Below are 21,791 nucleotides of genomic sequence, written 5' to 3'. Positions count from 1 at the left end.
CGGTTCCGAAGCACAGGCTTCCCACGAGAGCGGCTCACCCCTGAGCAGCTGCGCGACGGTCCCACGTACTCGAGTCGTATGGACGAAGTCGTCCAGTCGGATCTCAGGCCCGAAACCACATGGGGACTCGACAACCTGACCGGGTGGCAATGCGCGGCTCAGCTCCGGCGCACCAGCCACGCGCAACTCCGAAATCCCGATGGGCAGGTGCCTACGGAACCCGGTCCGCGCATCCACGTTCTGGGTTGGACGAGTGCTGCTCATATCGACGGTAAAGGCGTCGACCATGGCTGGCTTGAACACCACCCAGCCCTCAGAATCAACAGAGCGCGTGACCGGCCCATCGCCGAGGTCCAATGTCACATGTGTCGGCCGACTTCCCGCCAAGTTGCTGTCCACCAGGAACTGCAGCCCAGAAATGCGGCGACGCTCAGGCATCGTGACGCTCAGCCGTGGCATGAGGTCACTCTCATGCGCGACCCAGCCGGTGCCAAGGTCGTCATCCAGGACGGTGCCCGCCCTTCCCGCGGCCCCCGGGACTGCGCTGGAACTTGAGGTGACAACCGCAGTACCGGGCATGTTGAGAAGTCGGGCCAGCTCCGCCGATGGGCGCGGCAGAACCTTGCCTGCGATCGTGTAGTCCGCGGCCGCACCGATGCTGAACTCGCGAGCAATGCCGCCCGCTTCCTCGCTGGCGACGACGCTCCCGGCCGCGCAGAGCGGCCGGTCACCCGCGAAGTGGCACCCCGAACTCCCAACATCCTGAACCCGGAACAGTGCCACGTCGGGGGCGCCAGTAGCAGCATGCTCGGTGACGATCCGTGGCTGGGCGGATACCCCTGGGACTGAGAGTTCCGCGACAGCGAAGCCACTGGCAGTTCCCCCGGCCACAGACTCGAGCGTGATCCTGAGGCGAGTCGTGGATCCAACCGCAGTGCGTAACCGCCAAGGCACGCCACGTCGGACTTCCTGCGAGATCGTTCCTCGATCTGTCGTTACCGAGACCCTCGTCGGCGTCCCCTCGATCGGACTGTCGTCCGAGAACACGGCTGTTGTTCCTTCAAGGTCGATCGGTTCGAGGAAGTTCACTTCCAACCACTCGCCGATCCCTTTGAGATAGCGCCCGGACACCCACCTCGTCGTGAGATCACCGTCCATCGCGGCGGCCGGTGCGTAACCGGGTCCGACGCGCATGGACGCGGTCGCGTCCGAGGCTGATGACGACGCTGTGAGGGCAGCGACTCCGTGCCAGTCGAGCGAGGACAGGGGGCGGGTCCCTTGCGGCAGATAGTCGATGACCTGTCGTCCCGAACGGCCTCGTTCCCCAGCCGACAGGACTGCTGAGGTGTTGTTGCTGGCCCTGCCGAAGGCAACCTCTCGACGACGTAGGCCATCGGTCAGCACCTCACCTATCGGCAACCCCAAGGCGGTCAGTGGAGCCAGGTCAGCCGGGTGGATGCCGGCTGACCCTCCAGGGAGCAGTGAAGCCGTGGCCACGCTGTCCTCAGGCCCCCCGATAATGGCCCGTATTCGAGACGCAGGGACGTACTCAGCGACGTCAACTCGGCCGGCGTCGAATATTTCGACGCTCGGGTACGGCAGCAGGGTCCGCTCGTCCACTGTCAAGTGCTCCGTCTCCCAGGGGCTACCTGCGGGTGGTCCGAAGAGCGCAACTCGCTTGATACCGGATTCTTGCAAGGCTTCGTGAACGGCAATTGGCTCCGCCGTCCTGGCCTGCACGGACAAGTCGTTGCGCACGACGACGAACCGGATGCCTGCCTTTACCAAGCTTCGTCTCAGTTCCGGCGAGCCCGACCCGCTGCGCAGTCTCCTTTCGATCTCGTCCAACAGCCGGATGGAGCCTGCGCCGCCCAACGGCACTGCGTCACGGACAACGAAGGGGCGACTCATCAGCGCTTGGAGAGGCTCATCTCGAGGGGCACCCCAGGAGAAGTCAGCAAAAGGGGCTGCTGGCACGATCAGCACCGAGCCCAATTCGGTTTTGTCGTCCAGCCACTTTGCAGTTTGATGCCAATAACCCGGGATGGCCGTGTAGGAGCCGGATCTGGGAAGCGCTGAGGCGAGCCCTGGGGCCGCACTGATGACGACGAACACCGCGGCTATTACCGCCATAACGACTTGGCCAGTTCTCGCCCAGGCGTCTTTCCCCACCTTGGTGAGAACATGCGCGAGACCGAGTAGCAGTGGAATCCTGATGACAAGTTCGAACTTGTGGAGATTCCTCAGCGGCGCGAGGGGGCCGTCAAGCAGCTCCCGCAGCTGATCTGCGAAGGGCCCCGGGGCCGCGCGGGTGAAACCTGAGGTGAGGGCCAGTAGGCCTACCCCGAGTCCACACAGGAGCCACCCGCGCCAAGGAAGGTCTCGGCGTGCCAAGCCCAATAGACCGCCGACTGAAATGAGCAGCGTCACGACAATGAGGACTGGTTGCGTGACAAACAGCCAGCCGGTGGGCCAGCTGGGCTCGCCGTCCAAGGTCAGAAATGACAACCAGGGCGTGGTTCCCTGCAGTGCGGTCACCGCGCTCGCAGTCCCCGTGGTCACCGCAGAATCCTCGATCCAGTCGAGGAAGGGTGGGCTGTACTGGCCGAGTACTGCCAGGGGCACCAGCCACCACAACGTTGCCAAGAGGCACGCCGCGAGCCACAGAGTGAAGGTCCAGATTCGAAGCAATAGTCCTGGCCGCGTGAGGAGCCATAAAGCCGGCAGCACAAGCGCAGCGCCTGTAGCCACGGCATTGACTCCACCGATCAGGCCGTATGCAACTGCTGAGCGAGTCAATCGGGTCGGCAAAGGGGCCGGCCGTGGGGAAACCAGCGGCACCAGCACCCACGGCGCCATCGCCATGGGCCACACCTCGACTGAGGTGACGGCGACCTCACTGAGGAATCGTGGACTAAGCGCGAACAGCAGTGCGGCAAGATACCGGGTCCAAGGGTGCCCAATCTCTAAGACCGTCGCCAAGCGCCAGAGACCGACGAACGCGACACAAAGAATGACCGACCACCAAGCACGCTGGATGATCCATGCCGGAAGCCCGACCTGGTCGAGCGCTGCATGGAATAGACCCACAGGAAAGAAGTATCCGTAGGCCTGATTCTGCAGTTGACCCAGGTACGAGTCATCCCAGAGAGTCAAGGCTCGCGCAAGGAATGCACCCGGGTTCGCAGTCAGGTCCAGCTTCGTGTCGGGCACGATGAGGCCCGGTTCCTGCCGGAAGCAAAGCGCCGAGATGAGGAGACAAGCAGCGACAAGACGCGTGCGCCAAATCGTCGTTTCGGCTCTGGTCATCGCGCACGCAGCACGAGGACTGCGTTCCAGGACACCACTTCGCGCAGCCCGGGAACGCGGACCAGCCACTTCGCCCAGCTCGGATGGTAACGGGGCAGCACCTCCACGAGCTCGACCCGACCCAGGCTGCTCGCCTGCCGAGTCCAAGCCAGCATCCGACCGACCGAGCAGGCGTATAGGGTTTTGCCGTAGTCGTTCTTCGGTCGTCGGCGATGGATCCTGGCGTAGCGCTCGGCAGCGCGGTGCCCGCCGAGATAGTGCCAAGGCGCCGTCTCATGACCACCCCACGGCGACAGCCAAGGGGTCCAGGAGATGACGATCGTGCCCCCGGAGCGGGTGACGCGCACCATCTCGTCGGCCATGGCCTCGGGCGTCGGCACGTGCTCGAGCACGTTGCTGGAGTACGCGAGGTCGACAGACCCGGTGGCGAACGGAAGCTCGAGTCCGGAGGCGCGGAGAGAATTGCTGGTGGTACGGCCCCGAGCGGTCAGTTCACCCACATCGGGGTCGAGTCCCGCATAACGCGCCCCGGCTGCGATGAACGCGTCGGCGAAGTAGCCCGGCCCACCGCCGACGTCGATGACAGTGGCCCCGTCCAGGTCCATCCAGCGCCGTAGTTCACGGAGCGAGTCCTGCGCGAGCATGGAGTAGAAGAAGTCGGGGTCGCTCTGCTCGACTCGGAACGCCTTGAAGAGCTGGACCGAGCGCCGCAGTGAGCCCGCTGGTGCGAGCACGTGCTCGGTCACGCCGAGGCCACCTCCGGATCGACCTCGTCGAGGCTCCGGTCGACCCCGAAGACCTGCGTCTCCAAGAAGGCCTCCCACTGGTCAACGGCGCTTCCCCAGGAGTACCGATGGGACAGGGTCTGGGCGTTGTGACCGAACTGCTCGCGCGAGGCGTGGTCTGTCAGCCAACGATCAGCGACTTGAGCCATCTCGGCAACATCGTGCACGAGCACGCCGGTGACGCCGTCGAGCACGGATTCGGAGAGCCCGCCAGCTCCGTGATGCGCGATGGTGGGCACCCCGTGGGATGCAGCCTCGACGACGTTGAGTCCCCAACCCTCCTTGGCGCTGGGGGCAAGCGCGAACCAGGCTCGCGCCAGCTCGCGGTGCTTGGTCGCCTCGTCGACGTAGCCCAGTAGGTGGACACGTTCGGAAACGCCAGAGGCCGCGGCATGTCGCTCGATCTCGGAGCGCCACCACCCGTCACCGATGATGCGCAGCTCTAGATCGGGGTGGTGTGGGCTCAGCCGCGCCAGGACGTCGACGGCGAGCTCGACCCTCTTGTGTGGCACCAGACGTCCTAGGACGACCATTGTCGGACGGGCCGCCCGCGGTACGCCTACCGCAAGCGGGCGCTCCGTGCCGTTGTGGATGACCTGCACCAGATCCGGGTGCCGACCGAGCTCCACGAGCTCGACGCGGCTCCGATCGGAGACCGTGACGCAGGGCGTCCTGCGGTAGACGATCGGCGACACTCGCGACTCCAGCCACCATCCCAACCGCGCCATGACTGGGCCGAAGACCACCGGCCACTGCTCACGGTGAACGTGGTGCACCAAGGACACGACCCGCGTTCTCGAGACGAGCGGAGTCCAGAACGGCAGACCGTTTTGCGTGTCGATGACGACGTCGAAGCTCCCGCCCTTACGGGCCTCGCGCCGCATGTGCATCAGACTTGCTGGGTAGACGCCGGCCCGGCCTCCAGAGCGGACGATTCGGTAGCCATCGAGGCGAGCCTCGGCCGGAGCGTCCCCATGGGCTGCGCAGAACAACACGACGTCATGGCCCCGCTTCGCGAGGCCGCCACAGATGGTCTGGGCATAGCGCTCGGCGCCTCCACCCTCCGGATGGGTGAGGTCGCGCCAGTTCAGGAATGCGATGCGCACGGGAGGAGTACGGGCCGTGCGGCGCCGTCAGCCGCCGTAGTTGATGAGCTCGCTCGGCTCGACGAGCTCTTTCGGACCCGTCTGCACCGCGGACGAGTCATTCGGGGCGCTCGAGGTCACCACTTGGTTGACCGCAGCGGCTGCGATGGCGCCGCCCGCGACGAGGCTGGCGAGAGCAATGAGCACGGCGGACAGGCGACTTGCACCGCGGGGCTGATTCGACACGGATCTTCCTCTCGGCACGCCACCTTGGCGTGACTTACTCGTGAGTATGTTAGCGGTGAATGGGGTCAGCGCAAGGCTCGCAGCACTGTGAGTTTGTCGGTGGCGGCTCAGGGCACCCGCCACACGCTCAGACTTGATGTACGCGTCAGGAGACGCAGGCCATCCGTCCTCGGTGCGGCTCCGGGGCTCCCTCGCCATTCCATGACGATCGCGATCCCCTGACTTCGGAGGGTCGCGAGGTCCACTCTCCCAGCCGCCCACTGCGCCGCAGGGAGCGGGTCACTCGAGCCGACCTGGTACCGCTCGCTGCCGCGCTGCACCACGAGGTCAGACGCGGCGACCACGTCCCCGGGCAGTGCGAGCGACAGCGGGTCGAGGAACGGGCGGTCCCCGTTCCAAGGCACCTGACGCATCGGCTGCCATGGCAGCACCAGCACCGGGCCCTCCCCCGCGGCACGCACCGCTCGGTGCCAGTCCTTGGGGAACTCCACGGGACGATACGCTCCCTGGAGGCGGCGGGGGATGTCCGGCGCAGCGAGTACGACCAGGGCGGTCGAGACACAGAAGACTCCCATGGCCGTGAGTGGTAGCGCGGCGCCCCGAGGAATCCGACGCCCCAGCTGGTCCAGCACCGCGACCGCACCCAACGGCACTAGCAAGGAAAGGACGAACGCCGACAGCGCGAGCAGCCGGTGTGTGTCACGGAAAAGGGCGACACCGGGCACGGCCTGTGCTGCGGCGAAGATCGGTAGGCCGAGGGGGCTCGCTAGCCCGAGGGCCACAATCGGCGGTAGGAACAGCCCGATCGCCAGGACACGACGTCGAGCACCGGCCACCGCCGTCAGGCCGACGGCGGCCATTACCAGCAGGACGAGCATCGCGGAACCGGCCGCCCTGCCGTCGCGGGAGGCGAGCCGGGCTCCTTCTGCCCACACGCCGCCTCCGGTGAACACATCGAGCACCTCAGCCGGGCCAGCGACCTCGACCCGAAATGCCGCCGCCCCTTCGGAGACGCCCGCGTCGGTGCGCCCTCCCAGAGCCGCGATGACCCATGGGAGGCACCAGCCCAGTCCGATGGCCGCAAGCACCGTTGACTCCGCGCGGCTCCTGCGCCACAGCAAGGAGAGCACGACGACTGCGGCAGCGGCTGTCAGGCCTCCCGATGGCGTCAGCGCGGCAGGCAGCGCGGCCACCAGCAGGAGAGGGACCCTGATCCCCGCCCAACCGCTGTACCGACTCGCCAGGACCAACCAGGGAAGCGCGGACCAGGCAAGCAACGTCGGCGCCTGGCCGAGCAGGAGCCGTTCCGCAGCGAAGGGGGACCATGTGGCGACGACGCCCCCCACCGCTGCCGCCAGCACGCCCCGGTTCCGGAGGAGCACCGCCACGCCTGAGCCCGCCCCCCAGAGTGACCCGAAGAGAATCAGCTTCTGCTGCAACCACGTCGGCACGACGGGATCGGCCAGGGCCATGACCGCGTCGAGGGGCACCGCTCGCGGGGCGGACCCCGTCATCCCCCAGGTTCGCGGACCGAGTGCGGGGTCGGGAACGGTGATGAAGTCCCGGTAGAGGAGATAACCGGAGCCCAGGGCAGGCCAGAGCATGACCAACGTCACGACCCCCGACAGCACGATGCCGACGGCCGCCGCGAGCAGGACGGGGCGCCGGGCTGGCATCATGCTCGGCACTATGGCACAACGCATGGCCCACGACTCGCCCGCCGCGAACCGGTTCGCGCGGTCCGGTGCCGTCCTCCTCGCTGGCACCCTCGTGTCGAACGTGCTGAGCTACGCGTTCTTCGTCGTGCTCAGCCGGCGGGTGGACCAAGCGGACCTCGGTGGCGTTGGGTCGATGGTCAACCTCAGCGTGATCCTCGGCGTGCCCGCTCTCGGACTACAGCTGGTGGCCGCGCGCCTCGTGGCCAGACGGGCGCACCACGGGGACCATGGCCGCGACCTCGAGCGTCGGCTGTTGCGCGCGTCCATTGCGCTCGGCGCAGGGAGCGCACTGGTCCTCGCCGCCCTCTCGCCGATGGTGTCGAAGGTGCTTGACGTCTCGGTTCTCACCGTCCTGCTCCTGGCTGGCGGGATGGTCCCCATCGCGGTGCTGCTCGCCACCCAGGGTCTGCTGCAGGGCCGCGAACGGTTCACGGCGTTGGCGGTCGTTCTCGCTCTGGCTGGCGTCGCGAAGCTCCTGGCAGCGCTGCTCGCGAGCGCGGTGGGCTCATCGGGGGGCCGCACCACGGCTCTCATCGTGGGCCTGTACGGCCTGGGGTTGGCCATGGTGGCCGCTGTGGGCGCCGCGGTCGCCCTGTCGGGGGGCCGGCCGACCGCCGGAACGGCACCAGCCTCGCCTGGCCCCGACAGCAGTCCCCGAGCGTCCGCCCGGCTGGTCCGGCTGATCGCCGCAGCCGCGGTCCCGACCTCGGGCCTGCTCTTCCTCGCCGGCGTTGACGTACTGCTCGCTCGGCACCACCTGTCGCCGGCGGACTCCGGTCAATACACCATCGGAGCGCTCTTCGAGAAGGCCGCCTTCTGGGGGATGACCTTCCTGGCCACGCTCTTCTACCCGGCGATGACGGACGCCACCCGGCGGCGCGGCGCACTCCTCCGGGCACTGCTCGTCACGGGTGCGCTCGGTCTGCTCGGCACCGCGGTGACCGCAGCCGCGGGCGACCGTCTTGCCGGCTTGGTCGGCGGGCCCACGTTCGTGTCGCTCGGTGCGGACCTCTGGCGCTTCGTCGCGTTCGGCGTGGCCCTGGCGCTCGTCCAGGTGCTCGCGTATGCCGGTGTTGCCGCAGCCAGCGTGCGCATGGGCGTCACGATGTGGGTGGTGAGCGGGGCAGCGGTCGCGTGGGTGGCCCTTGCGGGCGACAGCGTCGGCGACATCATCACCATCTTCCTCCTGTCAGCCGCGGGACTCGTCGCTGCTGGCCTCCTCATCGAGCGAGCGACTCTCCTGGAGCCGACACGACGGCGAGGAGCCTCAGTGCGCCGCGTCGTGCCATGAGCGCCCCACACCGATGTTGACGTCGAGCGGGACGTCCATCTCGGCGGCGTGACCCATCTGCTCACGCACGATCCGCTCCACGTCGGCCTGCTCGTCGGCAGCCACCTCGAGCACGAGCTCGTCGTGCACCTGCAGCAGGATGCGCGTGCGTGCTCCAGCCTCGGTCAGGGTCCGGTCGACGCCGATCATCGCGACCTTCATGATGTCGGCAGCCGAGCCCTGGATCGGGGCGTTGAGGGCCATCCGCTCGGCCATCTCGCGCCGCTGCCGGTTGTCCGACGTGAGATCGGGCAGGTAGCGGCGCCGCCCGAACATGGTCGCGGTGAAGCCCGTCCCCCTTGCCTCGGCGACGACCTCATCGAGGTAGGCGCGGACCCCTCCGAACCTGGCGAAGTAGCCCTCCATGAGGCCCTTGGCCTCCTCGGTGCTGATCGCCAGCTGCTTGGACAGCCCGTACGCGGACAGGCCGTAGGCGAGCCCGTAGGACATCGCCTTGACCTTCGAGCGCATCGCGGCAGTGACATCCTCGGGTGCGACCCCGAAGACCTGCGACCCCACGAAGCGGTGCAGGTCCTCCCCAGAGCGGAAGGCCTCGATGAGCCCGCTGTCCCCCGAAAGATGTGCCATGACGCGCATCTCGATCTGCGAGTAGTCGGCGGACATCAGCGCGTCGTACCCGTCGCCGACGACGAACAGCTCGCGGATCCGGCGACCTTCCTCCGTGCGGATCGGCACGTTCTGCAGGTTGGGCTCGGTGGACGAGAGCCGTCCCGTGGCGGCGATCGTCTGGAGGTAGGTCGTGTGGATCCGTCCGTCATCGCTGACCGACTTCTGGAGCCCCTCGACCGTGACGCGCAGCTTCGCGGCGTCGCGGTGGCGGAGGAGTGCCTCGAGAAACGGGTGCTCCGTCTTCGCGTGGAGCTCGGCGAGCGCGTCGGCGTCGGTCGTGTAGCCGGTCTTGGTCTTCTTGGTCTTCGGCATCCCGAGGGTCTCGAAGAGGACGACCTGCAGCTGCTTCGGCGACCCGAGGTTGATCTGGTCGCCACCGATGGCGTCCCAGCAGTCCTGCTGAGCCTGCGTCACCTTGGCGGCAAAGGTCTCCTCGAGGGTCGACAGTCCGTCGACGTCGACGGCGATCCCGGTGCGTTCCATCTTCGCGAGCACATGGATGAGCGGCAGCTCGATGTCGGAGAGCAGCTCGGTCCCTCCGGTCGCGGCCACCTGCTCGTCGAGGACCGCGGCGAGGTCACGCACCGCGGTGGCCCGCACCATCTCCTTGAGGGCCGCCTTCTCGTCCGCGTCCCCGGCGAAGTCGAGCATGCCCTGCCCGTGGGTGTCCGTGGTGGCGCTCAGCTCACGCCTCAGGTGTCGCAGGACGAGGTCGTCGAGGTGGTAGGTGCGCTGGTCGGGCTTGACGAGGTAGGCGGCCAGCTGGGTGTCGCTGGTCAGCCCTCGCAGGATCCAGCCGCGCGCCGCCAGAGCCTCGATGGGCCCCTTGGCGTCATGCATCGCCTTCGGGCGCGAGGCATCCTCGAGCCACGCTCCCACCGCAGCCTCACCGGCCGGATCGAGAGCGGTCAGGTCGACCCAGGCCGCCGCGCCCCCGGCTGCGGCGATCGCGAGGGCGGTCGCGTCCCCGGTGCCTCGCGCCCAGGTGCCTGTGACGGACAGCCCGGCCCGCTCCCCTCCGGCCACGCGCTCGCCCAGCCACCCCGGCACGTCTTCGGCGGCCAGGGTCCTACCCTCGACGTCGAAGCCCTCGTCCGCCTCGGGAGCGCTGGCCTCGACCTCGGCGAAGAGACGGTCGCGGAGGACCCGGAACTCGAGGCGGTCGAACACCTCGTGGACCTCCTCACGCGACCACTGGGCCCGCTCGAGGTCGTCGATGGTGCACCCGACGGGGGCGTCCTTGACGAGCTGGTTGAGCCGGCGGTTGCGCAGCACCTGGTCGAGGTGGTCGCGCAACGCCTCACCGGCCTTGCCCTTGATCTGGTCGATTCCGGCGACGATTCCCTCCAGGCCGCCGAACTGGGTGATCCACTTCGCGGCGGTCTTGGGGCCGACTCCGGGCACGCCCGGAAGGTTGTCCGAGGACTCCCCCACCATCGCAGCGAGGTCGCTGTAGCGGGCCGGCGGGACGCCGTACTTCTCCTCGATCTGGGCGGGTCCCATTCGCCAGACCTCCGACACCCCACGAACCGGGTAGAGGATCGTCACGTGGTCGCTGACGAGCTGGAAGGTGTCTCGGTCCCCGGAGCAGATCAGCACCTCGACACCCTTGGTGTCGGCCTCGGACGCAATGGTTGCGATGATGTCGTCGGCCTCGTAGCCGTCAAGCTCGCAGTAGCGGATCCGGAGGGCGTCGAGCACCTCCTTGACGAGCGGCAGCTGCCCGGCGAACTCGTCCGGCGTGCGGGCGCGACCCGCCTTGTACTCGGCGTACTCCTCCGTGCGGAAGGTGTGGCGCGACTTGTCGAAGGCGACGACCACGTGCGTCGGCTGCTCGTCCCGCAGCATGTTGATGAGCATCGACGTGAAGCCGTAGACCGCGTTGGTGTGTTGGCCGGTGACGGTCGAGAAGTTCTCGGCAGGGAGGGCGTAGAACGCTCGGTAGGCAAGCGAGTGTCCATCGAGGAGGAGAAGTCGGCTCACCCGGGAGAGCCTAGTGTCCGCTGGTGACAGGGACGCAGCCCATGCGGGTCGGCCGACGACGCCGACTACGATCGGCGCATGTCAGATACCACGCACCTCGAGTCGATCCGCACGGTGGGCGTCGGTGCCCTGGGTGAGCGGATGGGGATCGAGATCCTCGAGGCGACCCCGGAGCGTCTCGTCGGGACCATGCCGGTCGAGGGGAACACGCAACCCTACGGCCTGCTCCACGGCGGCGCGAGCGTCGTCCTCGCGGAGACGCTGGGCTCGTTCGGAGCGGTGCTCGTCGCGGGCGAGGAGCGCGTGGCAGTGGGGCTCGACATCAACGCGACGCACCACCGGGCGGCCCGGGCGGGGCTCGTCACCGGCACGGCGACCCTGCTGAGCGGCGGGCGCTCCGTGGCCAGCTACGAGGTCGTCCTGACCGACGATGACGGGCGGCGGATCTGCACCGCGCGGATCACCTGCCTCCTGCGGGACCGGGCCCCAGGCGCCTGAGCCCGCTCAGCCGACGGCACCGGGCGACTGCGCCGTCCGGGCCCGCACGTCCCGGCGGCGCTGCAGAACCTTGTCGAGCGAGTAGCGCTGGGCGCGGGGCTCCCCGGCGAGCTTGCGCTGCAGGGTCGCCGAGGACGTGACGCGGCGCACCGTCTCGGGAGCGAACCCGAGCCGGGCGAAGAACCGGTTCGCCTCGCGGTCCTGAGCCGGCACGGCGCTCACGAGGTGGTCGCAGCCGTTGCGCTCCGCATAGCGCGAGGTCGCCGCGAGGAGCGCCTTCCCCACCCCCTGCCGCCGGAAGTCGGCATGCACGTAGAGCATGTCGATCGAGACGCTGGGCGCCGCCACGAGAAGGCTCCTTGTGGTGTCGGCGATGACGACATACCCCGCCGGGGTCCCGTCGACGAAGGCCAGGTATGCCGTCACGTCGTGACGCGCCAAGGCTCTGCGCAGGGTGCCGTCAGCCGCCAGTCGGCACGCGGCCTCACGCGTCGTCCCCACCTCGATGCGGTGGGCGATCCACAGTTCGATGAACTGGGCCTGCAGCCCGGTTTCGACCCGCTGGACGGTAACCAGCGAACGACCCATACGTCCCTCCAAGTTGTGTGCCCCGGAAGTCACCGCCTGACCTTACGTCCAGGAGGGTGGGGAGCGAAAGGGGCAGGTTTGCCGGATCTCGCCCACTTCGCCGGGCACACGACAGCTGGGCGTATGCCGCTGGGCTCGCTCGCCGGGGAAACGCTGGGTCCCCGTCGGGACGGGTCAGGGCCGCCCGGTCCAGAGGTGGCTGCCGTCCTGGGGCTCGGTCGTCACGAGGTAGAGACCGTCACTGGTGGCGGCCGCAGCGACCGGGACTCCTTCAGGGCCCGGACGGCGGTGCCAGCCTCCGTCCGTCCCTTCCAGGAGCACTCCAGGGAGGGCGACGTAGGTCCTGTCCCCGATCACGACGGGGGCCGGAACCGACGCGTGTTCCGCGAGGACGAGGCGTGGCACATCGAGCCGGGTCACCGTGGGACCGCGCACCTCCCAGGCCGCCAGCGAGTCGCCGTCGGCACCGACGACGAGGCAGCCGGCGTCGTCACACCGCGCAGCGTGCGCCTCTGCGATGCGCTGTGACGCCGGGAGCCGGACGAGGGTCCAGGGGCCGTCCGCGCCAGGAGCGGTCCACAGGGCCGGAACCGAGACGATCGCGCCGCCGCCGAGGTCGGTCACGGAACCGGCGAGGGCCAGGCCGTCTCCCGTCGAGGTGACGAAGCGCGCTCCGTTGAGGACGTCGGGGGAGCTGCCGAGTGGAGTGCCGGTGGAGTCCTGCCGGGCCCATCGGTCGCCGGCGACGCGCCACAAGGACACGTCGTTGCCCGCCCGGTCACTGGCCCAGGCGCCGGCGATGACGGGCTCGTTTCCGGCGAACGCGACTCCAGTGAGGTCCCCGGCTCCCCAGCCGCCGAAGACCCCGAACGGCTGCGGCTGCTCGACGAGCCGCGGAGCTGAGCGGAGCTGGCCCCGCCAGACGGTCCAGCGGACATTGGCGTGGGCGCCGCCGCGCGCGCCACCCAGGGCCAGGACCTGTCCGTCGTGCACCGCGATCGACAGCCAGCGGGCGACGAAGGCATAGGGCGAGTGCGGCTCGACCGGAACCTCCGTGAGAGGGCCGCCGGCAGTGCGGAAGAGCCGGGGTTCGGGACGCACAGGGGCGACGCCGCCGATGACGATCCCGTCCTGGGCGGTCGCCAGGGTGACGGGCCGTGCCCGATCGGGCAAGACCACCTCGGTCCACGCCAAGGGTGGCCCGAGCAGGGCCGGGTCCGTGCCCGGGCCTGACGGGGGGTTTGCCTGGACCTGGCAGCTGCCACCGAGCGACGCCACGAAGAGCGCAAGGAGGACAGCCCGGATCGGCGTGGCCGAACGTCGGGAACGGCGGCCACCCGAGAGCACCATCTCCCGATGGTCTCAAGGTGGCCGCCGTCTCTCAACGGGTCAGCCGCGGTCAGTCCTCCCCGAGGTAGGCCTTGCGAACCGCGTCGCTGGTGAGCAGCTCCTTGCCGGAACCCTTGAGGACGATCTTTCCGACCTCCAGGACGTAGCCGTGGTTGGCGCGCTGCAACGCGGCCTGGGCGTTCTGTTCGACGAGCAGGATCGTCGTGCCCTGGTGCTGCAGCGTGGTCACCGTCGACATGATGCGCTTCATCATGATCGGCGATAGACCCATCGACGGCTCGTCGAGCATGAGCAGCTTGGGTCGGCTCATCATGGCTCGTCCCATGGCGAGCATCTGCTGCTCCCCACCGGAGAACGTCCCCGCGGGCTGCTGGCTGCGCTCCTCCAGGATCGGGAACAGCTCGTAGACCGCCTTGAGGTCCGTCCCGATCGCGTTGTCCCGGCGAGCGAAGGCACCCAACCGCAGATTCTGCTCGACCGAGAGCCGAGGGAAGATGCGGCGGCCCTCTGGGGAGTGGGCGATCCCGAGGCTGACGATCTCGTGAGCCGGGACGTCATCGATCCGCTTTCCCATGAACCTGATCGAGCCCGACGTGGGTCGCATCAGTCCCGAGATGGTCCGCAGGGTCGTCGTCTTTCCGGCGCCGTTGGTCCCGATGAGGCTGACCACCTCGCCCTCGTCCACGGAGAAGCTGATCCCCTTGACGGCCTTGATCTTGCCGTACGAGACGACGAGGTCACGGACCTCGAGCATGGTGCTCACTCGTCTCCCTCCTCGTCATCGGCCGCGCTGCCGATGTACGCCTCGATGACTCGCGGGTCGGACTGCACCTCGTTCGGGGTCCCCTCGACGAGGACCTCCCCGTTGACGAGGCAGAGCACCCGGTCGCAGAGGTTGAAGATGAACCGCATGTCGTGCTCGATGACCACGACCGCCAGGCCGCTGTCACGGATCCGGAAGATGAGGTCACTCGCCTGCTGCGTCTCCCGTGGATTCATGCCGGCGGTCGGTTCGTCGAGGAGCAGCAGCTTCGGGTCGGTGGCCAGCGCGCGAGCGATCTCGAGTCGGCGCTGATCGCCGTAGGGCATGTTGCGAGCCAGGTGCTCGGTGGACTTGCCCAGCCCGACGAAGTCGAGCAGCTCCTGAGCCCGGGCCCGGGTCTCCCGCTCCTCGCGACGGAACTTCGGTCCGCGGAGGATCGAGGTCAGGGCCATCGAGCTGGTCCGGCAGTAGCGACCGACCATGACGTTCTCGAGGGCGGTCATGTTGCCGAAGAGCCGGATGTTCTGGAACGTGCGAGCCATCCCGGCCATCACCACGGCTCGTGGTTTGGGCGGGAGGTCGTTGCCGAGCAGGCGCACCCGGCCCTCGGTGGGCTTGTAGAGGCCCGTGAGGCAGTTGAAGAACGTCGTCTTCCCGGCTCCGTTGGGACCGATGAGGCCCAGGATCTCGCCCTGGCGAACGGTCATCCCGACGTTGTTCACGGCGGTGAGACCGCCGAACCGCATCGTCACGCCGGTCGCCTCGAGCACCGGTCCGTCGGCCTGGCGCTCCGTGCGCGGCGTGTCGTCGACGGCGGTCATGCCTTGGCCTCCTGTTCTTCGACGAGGTGGACTTCCTCAACCCGGTCGGCCAGCTCCTCGTCCTCCTCGTGGAACTCCAGCTGCCGGCGTTTGCTGGCGACGATCCCCTCGGGCCGGAAGCGCATCATGAGGACGAGCAGCAGGCCGAAGATGAGCAGCCGGTAGTCGGCGACGAACCGCAGTTTCTCCGGCATGAGCTTGAGGATCGTCGCACCGATGAGCACACCAGCGACGGTGCCCATTCCGCCCAGGACCACAGCCGCGAGCAGGAAGGCCGACTCGAGGAAGATGTACTGGTCGGGGGTGACCGACACGTCGTGGTGCGCCTTGATCGTGCCGGCCATGCCGGCGAGGAACGCACCACCGGCGAACGCGAAGAGCTTGAGCCCGAAGGTGTTGACCCCCATGGCCTCGGCGGCCTTCTCGTCCTCGCGGATCGCGATCCAACCTCGACCGATCCGGCTGTCGTTGAGCCGGGTGAAGACGGTGATGATGAACGCGGCGAGGAGCAGGAGCAGGAAGTAGTAGTTCGCGAACCGGCCGAGAGTGATCCCGAGGACCTCATGGGTCTCGCCGAAGCTGAACCCTCCGATCTCCAGGTCGGGAATCGCGGGGATGCCGTTCGGCCCGTTGGTCAGCTTGGGCCCGTCCTGCCCGTCGAGGTTGCCCATCGCCAGGCGGAAGATCTCTCCGAAGGCAAGGGTCACGATGGCCAGGTAGTCACCCGACACGCGCAGCGTCGGCGAGCCGATGATCAGGCCCAGCGTCGCTGAGACGAGCGCGCCGATGACCACGACGACGAGGAAGTTGGGCTTCCAGCCGATGGTGGCGAAGGCCGAGTGCGAGAACATCGCCCCGATGTAGGCGCCGGCGCCGAGGAAGGCGATGTAGCCGAGGTCGAGCAGGCCGGCGAGTCCGACGACGATGTTGAGGCCCAGGGCCGTCGAGGCGAAGATCAGCACCTGCGTGGCGATCGACATGTTGGCGTCCGAGCCGTCCTGCGTGAACGGGAAGAGGAACGCCACGGCGACCGCGCCGAGCATGAGGACTCGACGGTGCGTCTGGGCGACGATCCCCACCCAGGTGAAGAAGCCTGCCCGGGTGAGGGTGTAGGCGACGAGCCCCGTGAACAGCACCACGAGGGAGAACACCGTGCCGTCCTCGATGTCGAGGACATAGGCGGCGCCGAAGAGCACGATCGCCAGCAGGACCACGATCGTCAGGATGTCGAGCCAGGCGGGTAGGTGGGCGTGGAGGGGGTCCCGGGAGGCGCGTGGAGTCAGGCCGGCGGCTCCGACGAGGAGCAGCACCGCCCCGACCAGGGACACCCAGGCCCCTGGCATGACGTTGATGAGCCCGCCCGACTGGAGGCCGATGAGGGCAATCACGAGGGCCATGAAGACCGTCGAGCCGAGCCCGAGCGTGCGCAGGGCCGTGGCAGAGGCGAGCCACTCCCCCAGCCGCGACAACGGCCCGTGATACATCAGCGCGAAGAGCACTGCGAGGATCGCGGCGACGATCATGAGGTTCTGGATCGCGCCGGGATAGAAGTCGATCGTCAGGTTGCCGAGTACGTCGCTGGTGTAGCTCCAGCTGAGGAAGCAGCCCGCGGCCAGGATGACCGCTCCCGCGAGGACGAGGGGCCAGGCGAACGGCGCCACGGGGCGGCCGATGCGGTCCCAGATGCTCACCTGGTCGGCCTCGTCCGCATAGCCGGTGTCGATGTCGGTTGAGGTGCTCATGCGCGATCCACCACCCGTGCGCCGAGGATGCCTTGTGGCCGGAAGACGAGGACGACGATGAGGAGCACGAAAGCCCACACGTCCTTCCACGCGGACCCGCCGAACTGCCCCGGGATGAAGCCGACCGCGAGGGCTTCGGCGACACCGAGGACGAGGCCGCCGACGACGGCCCCCTGGATGTTGCCGATGCCGCCGAGAACGGCCGCGGTGAAGGCCTTGAGGCCGGCGAGGAAGCCCATCCGGAAATCGACGTTCGCGTTGAGCAGGCCCTGGGCGACGCCGGCGATGGCAGCGAGGAAGGCTCCTAGCGCGAACGCGATGACGATGATGCGGTCGACGTTGACGCCCATCAGCCGGGCGGTGTCCTTGTCCTCGGAGACGGCCTGCATGCCGTGGCCGGTCCGTGTGTGGTTGACGAACCACCAGAGCAGGGCTGCGCTCATGAGGAGCGCGCCGACGGTGAAGACCGCGGCGCGCTGGACGGTGACTCCGCCGAAGGAGAGCGCAGGGCCGGTCACGACGTCGATGCGCGGGAACGGGATCTTGCTCTTCGCACCCGGATAGAAGAGTCGGACGGCCTCCTGCAGGGCCACGGAGATGCCGATGGCGGTGATGAGCGGGGCCAGCCTCGGCGCACCACGGAGCGGCCGGTAGGCGATCCGCTCCATGATCACGGCCGTGGTGACCGAGGCGACGACTGCGCCGAGGATCATGACGGGCAGCACCCACAGCGCCGTGGTCCCCTGGAAAAGGACGGTCCACGTGGCCAGGGCGCCGAACGCGCCGATCATGAAGACCTCGCCGTGCGCGAAGTTGATGAGCTGGACGATGCCGTAGACCACGGTGTAACCGACCGCGATCAGCGCATAGAGGGAACCCAGGGTCAGGCCGTTGACCAGCTGCTGTAGCAGATCTGTCATGACGCCGGAACCACCTTTCGTTCGCGACGAGTTCGGCCAGGGACGGGTGTCGCCCGCCCCTGGCCGAACATGTCAGAGAGTGTCGATCCGGGTCAGCCGAGGTTCTCCGACTTGACGAAGGTCCACTTGCCACCGTCGACCTTGTAGCCGGAGATGACCTTGACCTTCGTGTCGCCGAACTCGTCGAAGCCGACCTGACCGGTCACACCGGCGAAGGAGACCTTGCCGACCGCGTCGACGATGGCCTGGCGCGCGCCCTTGACGTCGGAGGCGTCCTTGAGGGCGACCTTGAGGCCCTCGATGATGGCGTTCGCGGCGTCGTAGGAGTAGCCACCGTAGGCGGCAGACGGCTCAGCGTACTTCGCTGCCTCGTAGTCCGCGAGGAACTTCTTGCCGGCATCCGTGGCATCCGTGGGCTCGCCGACCGAGGTGGCGAAGTCGCCGTTGGAGGTCGCACCCGCGAGCTGGATGTAGGTCGGGTCGTAGATGCCGTCGCCGCCCATCAGCGGGACGTTGAGGCCGGCGGCCTTCATCTGCTGCGAGAGCGGACCAGCCTGGGGGTACTCACCGCCGTAGTAGACGGCCTGCGGCTTGGCCGGGGCGACCTTCGAGACGACCGGGGCGTAGTTGGACTCGTCCGGGTTGATGGTCTGCGCGGCGACGACCTCGCCGCCACCGGCCTTGAACGCCTCGGTGAAGTACTGGACCAGGCCCTGGCCGTAGGTCTTCTTGTCATGGATCGTCGCGACCTTGTTGATCCCCTGGTCGAGGAGGAACTTCGCGGCGAAGGCGCCCTGCGTGATGTCCGTGGTGCAGGTGCGGAAGAAGGTCTTGTACGGGCGGGTTTTGCCGTCGGCGCCGCGCGTCAGGGACGGGCCGGTGTTGGCCGGGGACACCTGGACGATGTTCGCCGCGGCGAAGACCGGCTGGGTCTGCTGGGAGACGCTCGAGTTGAGGTTGCCCACGACTCCGGCCACCGCGTCGTCGGCGGCGAGCTTCGTCGCGCCGTTCTTGCCGACGTCGGCCTTGCCCTCGTCGTCCTCGGCTGCGACCTCGATCGTCCAGCCGGGCAGTGCGTTGCTCTCGTTCGCCTGCTTGACCGCCAGCTCGACCGAGTGCTGAATGCCCTTGCCGAGGGCTGAGAGGTCCCCGGACAGCGGTGCGATGACACCGATCTTGACGGTCTTCTTGGCACCATCGCCGGTTGACCCTGTACCGGGCTCCTCGCCGCGAGTGCCACAGGCGCTCAGGGCCAGAGCGGCAACCACCACGGGCACCGCAAACTTCATGTGGGAACGCACTGCTGTCCTCCTGATGTCACACATCCCTCGGGTCGAGGGCTGAGCAGGACACTAGAGCCATCCGTGCGCCACGTCACCCCTCTTGCACCGATCGGTGACCGTGTCGTGACCTGCGGACCCTTTCGGGGGGCTGTCGTCCGCTCAGCGGACGGGCTGGTCAGCTGGTGGGGAACCCGTTGATGACGGCCTCGGCCACTTCCTTCATGCCGAGCCGGCGGTCCATCGCTGTCTTCTGGATCCACCGGAAGGCGTCGGACTCGCTCAGCTTGAGCTGGGTCATCAACACGCCCTTGGCCCGATCGACCAGCTTGCGCGTCTCGAGCCGCTCGCCGAGGTCCGCGACCTCCGCCTCCAGCGCGGCCAGCTCGAGCCAGCGCGAGTGGGCGATGTCGATGGCCGGACGCAGGTCGTCCGCGGTGAACGGCTTGACGATGTAGGCCATCACGCCCGCGTCCCTCGCCCGTTCGACGAGCTCCGTCTGGCTGAACGCGGTCAGCATGATGACGGGGCACAGCTTCGCCTCGTGGAGCTGCTCCGCGGCCGAGAGCCCGTCGAGGACCGGCATCTTGACGTCCATGATGACGACATCGGGCCTCAGCTCCTTGGCCAGCTCCACCGCCTGCTGCCCGTTGCTGGCCTGGCCGACGACCTCGTAGCCCTGCTCCCCGAGCATCTCGACGAGGTCCAGGCGGATCAGTGCCTCGTCCTCCGCCACGAGGACGCGGGTCGCCCCGCTGTCACCGGACTGGTGCTGCCGTGCCGTGCTGTCGTCTGTGCTCACGTACCAAACCCTATCTGTGTGCCGGGAGCGGGACTCGAACCCGCACGGCCTTGCGGCCAAAGCATTTTGAGTGCTCCGTGTCTGCCATTCCACCACCCCGGCCAACGTGCCGGGCAAGCATACCCGGGCGGCGAGACCCCCGCACGAAGCGACCCAACCGCATCGAAAGGCGACCCAAACCGCATCGAAAGAGCAGTTTGTCCGCTGTATCGCTGCTGGTGACCCAGGCGTTCGACGGACAAACTGCTCTTTCGATGGTTCAGCCGGTCACCTCGTCCGGGTGGTAGGCGGGGGCCGCCCGGTTCACGGCATCGCCCACCCGGTGGACGCGGAGGGCGTTCGTCGACCCGGGGATGCCGGGAGGGGAACCGGCCACGATGAGCACCCGGTCGCCCTCCGTCACGCGCCCCTCGGGAATGAGGTTGAGGTCCACCTGCATCGCGAACTGGTCGGTGTGCATCATGCGCGGCACGATGTAGGTCTCGATCCCCCAGACGAGCGCCAGCTGGGACCGGGTCTGCGGCTCCGAGGTGAACGCGAGCATCGGGAGCCGCGGACGCAGGCGCGCCTGGCGTCGGGCGGAACCTCCCGTCTCGGTGAAGGTGATCAGGAACTTCGCGTCGACGACGTCCCCGATCTCGACGGCGGCCTTGGTGATGGCCCCGGCGACAGTCGTCATCGGTGTGCGCATCGGGGAGATCTTGTCGTGCCCGTGCTCCTCGGTGGACTTGATGATGCGCGCCATGGTCATGACCGCCTCGATCGGCCAGGCGCCGATGGACGTCTCACCCGACAGCATCAGCGCATCCGCTCCGTCGAGCACGGCATTGGCCGCGTCGGATGCCTCGGCCCGTGTGGGCCTGGGGTTCTCGATCATGGACTCGAGCACCTGGGTCGCGACGATGACCGGTTTGGCCTCCTGACGGGCGAGCTCGCAGGCGCGCTTCTGGACGAGCGGGACGTCCTCGAGCGGCATCTCCACGCCGAGGTCTCCACGCGCCACCATGATCCCGTCGAACGCGGCGACGATCTCCTCGAGGTTGGCGACCGCCTGCGGCTTCTCGATCTTGGCGATCACCGGGATGCGGCGGTCGAACTCGTCCATGATCGCGTGGACATCCTCGATGTCGGTCGCCGAGCGGACGAAGGAAAGTGCGACCATGTCGACGCCGAGCCGCATCGCGAACCGCAGGTCGTCCCGGTCCTTCTCGGACAAAGCGGGGACACTCACGGCGACGCCGGGCAGGTTGATGCCCTTGTTGTTCGACACCTCGCCACCGACCACGGTCTCGGTGACGACGTCCGTGTCCGAGACGTCGACGGCCCGCAGACACACCTTGCCGTCGTCGATGAGCAGGACGTCGCCGGGGCGGACGTCCTGCGGCAGCCCCTTGAAGGTCGTGCTGACCTCGGTGTCGTCACCCTCCACGTCGCGGGTGGTGATGGTGAACCGCTGTCCCGGAGAGAGCTCGACCGGGCCGTCCTTGAAGCGGCCGGTCCGGATCTTCGGGCCCTGAAGGTCCACGAGGATACCCACCGCGCGGCCCGAGGCGTCACTCGCGGCACGTACGTCGCGGTAGACCTGGGCGTGCAGAGCCTGCTCGCCGTGCGAGAGGTTGAGTCGGGCAACGTCCATGCCGGCGTCGACGAGGGCTCGGAGCTGCTGGGGGGACGATGTCTTGGGACCGATCGTGCAGACGATCTTGGCGCGACGCATGGCTCAACCTTATGGGTGATGTGACGTGGGTCACGTGGCGGGTTCGCCCTGTGGGACGAACGTGGCCTCGCGCCGTTGGGAAGCCGTGTCGGGAAGTCGGGACCGGCCACGAGAGCCGTCAGGTGGCGGTCCGGGCAGGTCCGGTCCGGCGGCAGAACCGCCGTGCCGGGCCAAGTATGTCTCACCGGCGCCCGCCTGCCGCATCGTGCCGGCCGGATCGTCCC

At 68.1% G+C, this 21,791-nt stretch carries 16 protein-coding genes, 1 tRNA gene and 1 pseudogene; 2 read left to right on the top strand and 16 right to left on the bottom strand.

Going from position 1 to position 21,791, the window contains the following annotated elements; genetic code table 11:
• Positions 1–177 precede the first annotated feature (177 nt).
• The 5 genes and pseudogenes from INTCA_RS20640 to INTCA_RS08410 form a co-directional block, all read right to left on the bottom strand.
• Positions 178–3,309: pseudogene (locus INTCA_RS20640) on the bottom strand (DUF3367 domain-containing protein); the annotation flags it as partial.
• Positions 3,306–4,055: a class I SAM-dependent methyltransferase gene (locus INTCA_RS08420; protein WP_013492489.1), complete on the bottom strand. Its 750-nt coding sequence runs from the start codon at positions 4,053–4,055 to the stop codon at positions 3,306–3,308. The pseudogene INTCA_RS20640 and the gene INTCA_RS08420, both read right to left, overlap by 4 nt.
• Positions 4,052–5,200 (bottom strand): glycosyltransferase family 4 protein, encoded by a 1,149-nt coding sequence (locus INTCA_RS08415; RefSeq protein ID WP_013492488.1) that lies wholly within the window; start codon positions 5,198–5,200, stop codon positions 4,052–4,054. Before INTCA_RS08415 ends, INTCA_RS08420 begins: the two co-directional genes overlap by 4 nt.
• Positions 5,201–5,227: 27 nt before the next feature.
• Positions 5,228–5,425 (bottom strand): hypothetical protein, encoded by a 198-nt coding sequence (locus tag INTCA_RS19530; protein ID WP_013492487.1) that lies wholly within the window; start codon positions 5,423–5,425, stop codon positions 5,228–5,230.
• A 107-nt stretch (positions 5,426–5,532) separates the two neighbouring features.
• A complete protein-coding gene (locus INTCA_RS08410) occupies positions 5,533–7,104 on the bottom strand; it encodes an MmpA family trehalose lipid delivery protein (protein ID WP_148236537.1) in 1,572 nt (523 codons plus the stop codon).
• Positions 7,105–7,114: 10 nt separating this feature from the next.
• Here INTCA_RS08410 and INTCA_RS18650 point away from each other — a divergent pair, with 10 nt between their 5' ends.
• On the top strand, positions 7,115–8,434 hold the full coding sequence (locus tag INTCA_RS18650; RefSeq protein ID WP_148236535.1) for a polysaccharide biosynthesis protein: 1,320 nt from the start codon (positions 7,115–7,117) through the stop codon (positions 8,432–8,434).
• On the opposite strand, the gene polA is transcribed toward INTCA_RS18650, so the two are convergent.
• Complete coding sequence (polA, locus tag INTCA_RS08400; protein WP_013492484.1) at positions 8,411–11,086, bottom strand: DNA polymerase I; 2,676 nt, start codon at positions 11,084–11,086, stop codon at positions 8,411–8,413. The two genes, INTCA_RS18650 and polA, sit on opposite strands and share 24 nt — an antisense overlap.
• Positions 11,087–11,164: 78 nt before the next feature.
• On the opposite strand from polA, the gene INTCA_RS08395 reads away from it, so the two are divergent.
• Positions 11,165–11,584: a PaaI family thioesterase gene (locus INTCA_RS08395; protein ID WP_013492483.1), complete on the top strand. Its 420-nt coding sequence runs from the start codon at positions 11,165–11,167 to the stop codon at positions 11,582–11,584.
• 6 nt (positions 11,585–11,590) lie between these two features.
• Here the strand turns inward: INTCA_RS08395 and INTCA_RS08390 are convergent, their stop codons facing one another.
• The 10 genes from INTCA_RS08390 to pyk form a co-directional block, all read right to left on the bottom strand.
• A complete protein-coding gene (locus tag INTCA_RS08390) occupies positions 11,591–12,172 on the bottom strand; it encodes a GNAT family N-acetyltransferase (protein ID WP_013492482.1) in 582 nt (193 codons plus the stop codon).
• A gap of 174 nt (positions 12,173–12,346) precedes the next feature.
• Positions 12,347–13,522, bottom strand: coding sequence for a hypothetical protein (locus INTCA_RS08385; protein WP_013492481.1), 1,176 nt, complete (start codon positions 13,520–13,522; stop codon positions 12,347–12,349).
• A gap of 49 nt (positions 13,523–13,571) precedes the next feature.
• Positions 13,572–14,276: an ABC transporter ATP-binding protein gene (locus tag INTCA_RS08380; protein WP_244859898.1), complete on the bottom strand. Its 705-nt coding sequence runs from the start codon at positions 14,274–14,276 to the stop codon at positions 13,572–13,574.
• Positions 14,277–14,281: 5 nt separating this feature from the next.
• Positions 14,282–15,106 (bottom strand): ABC transporter ATP-binding protein, encoded by an 825-nt coding sequence (locus tag INTCA_RS08375; RefSeq protein ID WP_013492479.1) that lies wholly within the window; start codon positions 15,104–15,106, stop codon positions 14,282–14,284.
• Positions 15,103–16,848, bottom strand: coding sequence for a branched-chain amino acid ABC transporter permease (locus tag INTCA_RS08370; protein ID WP_013492478.1), 1,746 nt, complete (start codon positions 16,846–16,848; stop codon positions 15,103–15,105). The genes INTCA_RS08375 and INTCA_RS08370 overlap by 4 nt, the downstream gene beginning before the upstream one ends.
• Positions 16,845–17,768, bottom strand: a complete 924-nt coding sequence (locus tag INTCA_RS08365) for a branched-chain amino acid ABC transporter permease (RefSeq protein WP_013492477.1) — start codon at positions 17,766–17,768, stop codon at positions 16,845–16,847. The genes INTCA_RS08370 and INTCA_RS08365 overlap by 4 nt, the downstream gene beginning before the upstream one ends.
• A 92-nt stretch (positions 17,769–17,860) precedes the next feature.
• Positions 17,861–19,057, bottom strand: a complete 1,197-nt coding sequence (locus tag INTCA_RS08360; protein ID WP_041307450.1) for a branched-chain amino acid ABC transporter substrate-binding protein — start codon at positions 19,055–19,057, stop codon at positions 17,861–17,863.
• Positions 19,058–19,226: 169 nt separating this feature from the next.
• Positions 19,227–19,850 (bottom strand): ANTAR domain-containing response regulator, encoded by a 624-nt coding sequence (locus INTCA_RS08355; protein ID WP_013492475.1) that lies wholly within the window; start codon positions 19,848–19,850, stop codon positions 19,227–19,229.
• A 19-nt stretch (positions 19,851–19,869) separates the two neighbouring features.
• A tRNA-Leu gene (locus tag INTCA_RS08350) sits at positions 19,870–19,952 on the bottom strand.
• A 157-nt stretch (positions 19,953–20,109) separates the two neighbouring features.
• Positions 20,110–21,567 carry a pyruvate kinase gene (gene pyk, locus INTCA_RS08345; protein ID WP_013492474.1) on the bottom strand — a complete coding sequence of 486 codons (1,458 nt, stop codon included), beginning with the start codon at positions 21,565–21,567 and terminating at the stop codon, positions 20,110–20,112.
• Between the last annotated feature and the right edge of the window lie 224 nt (positions 21,568–21,791).

The sequence above is a fragment of the Intrasporangium calvum DSM 43043 genome (assembly GCF_000184685.1).
Lineage (GTDB): Bacteria > Actinomycetota > Actinomycetes > Actinomycetales > Dermatophilaceae > Intrasporangium > Intrasporangium calvum.
The sequence above is the reverse complement of the archived record's forward strand: the minus strand, read 5'-3'. Positions and strand labels throughout refer to the sequence as shown.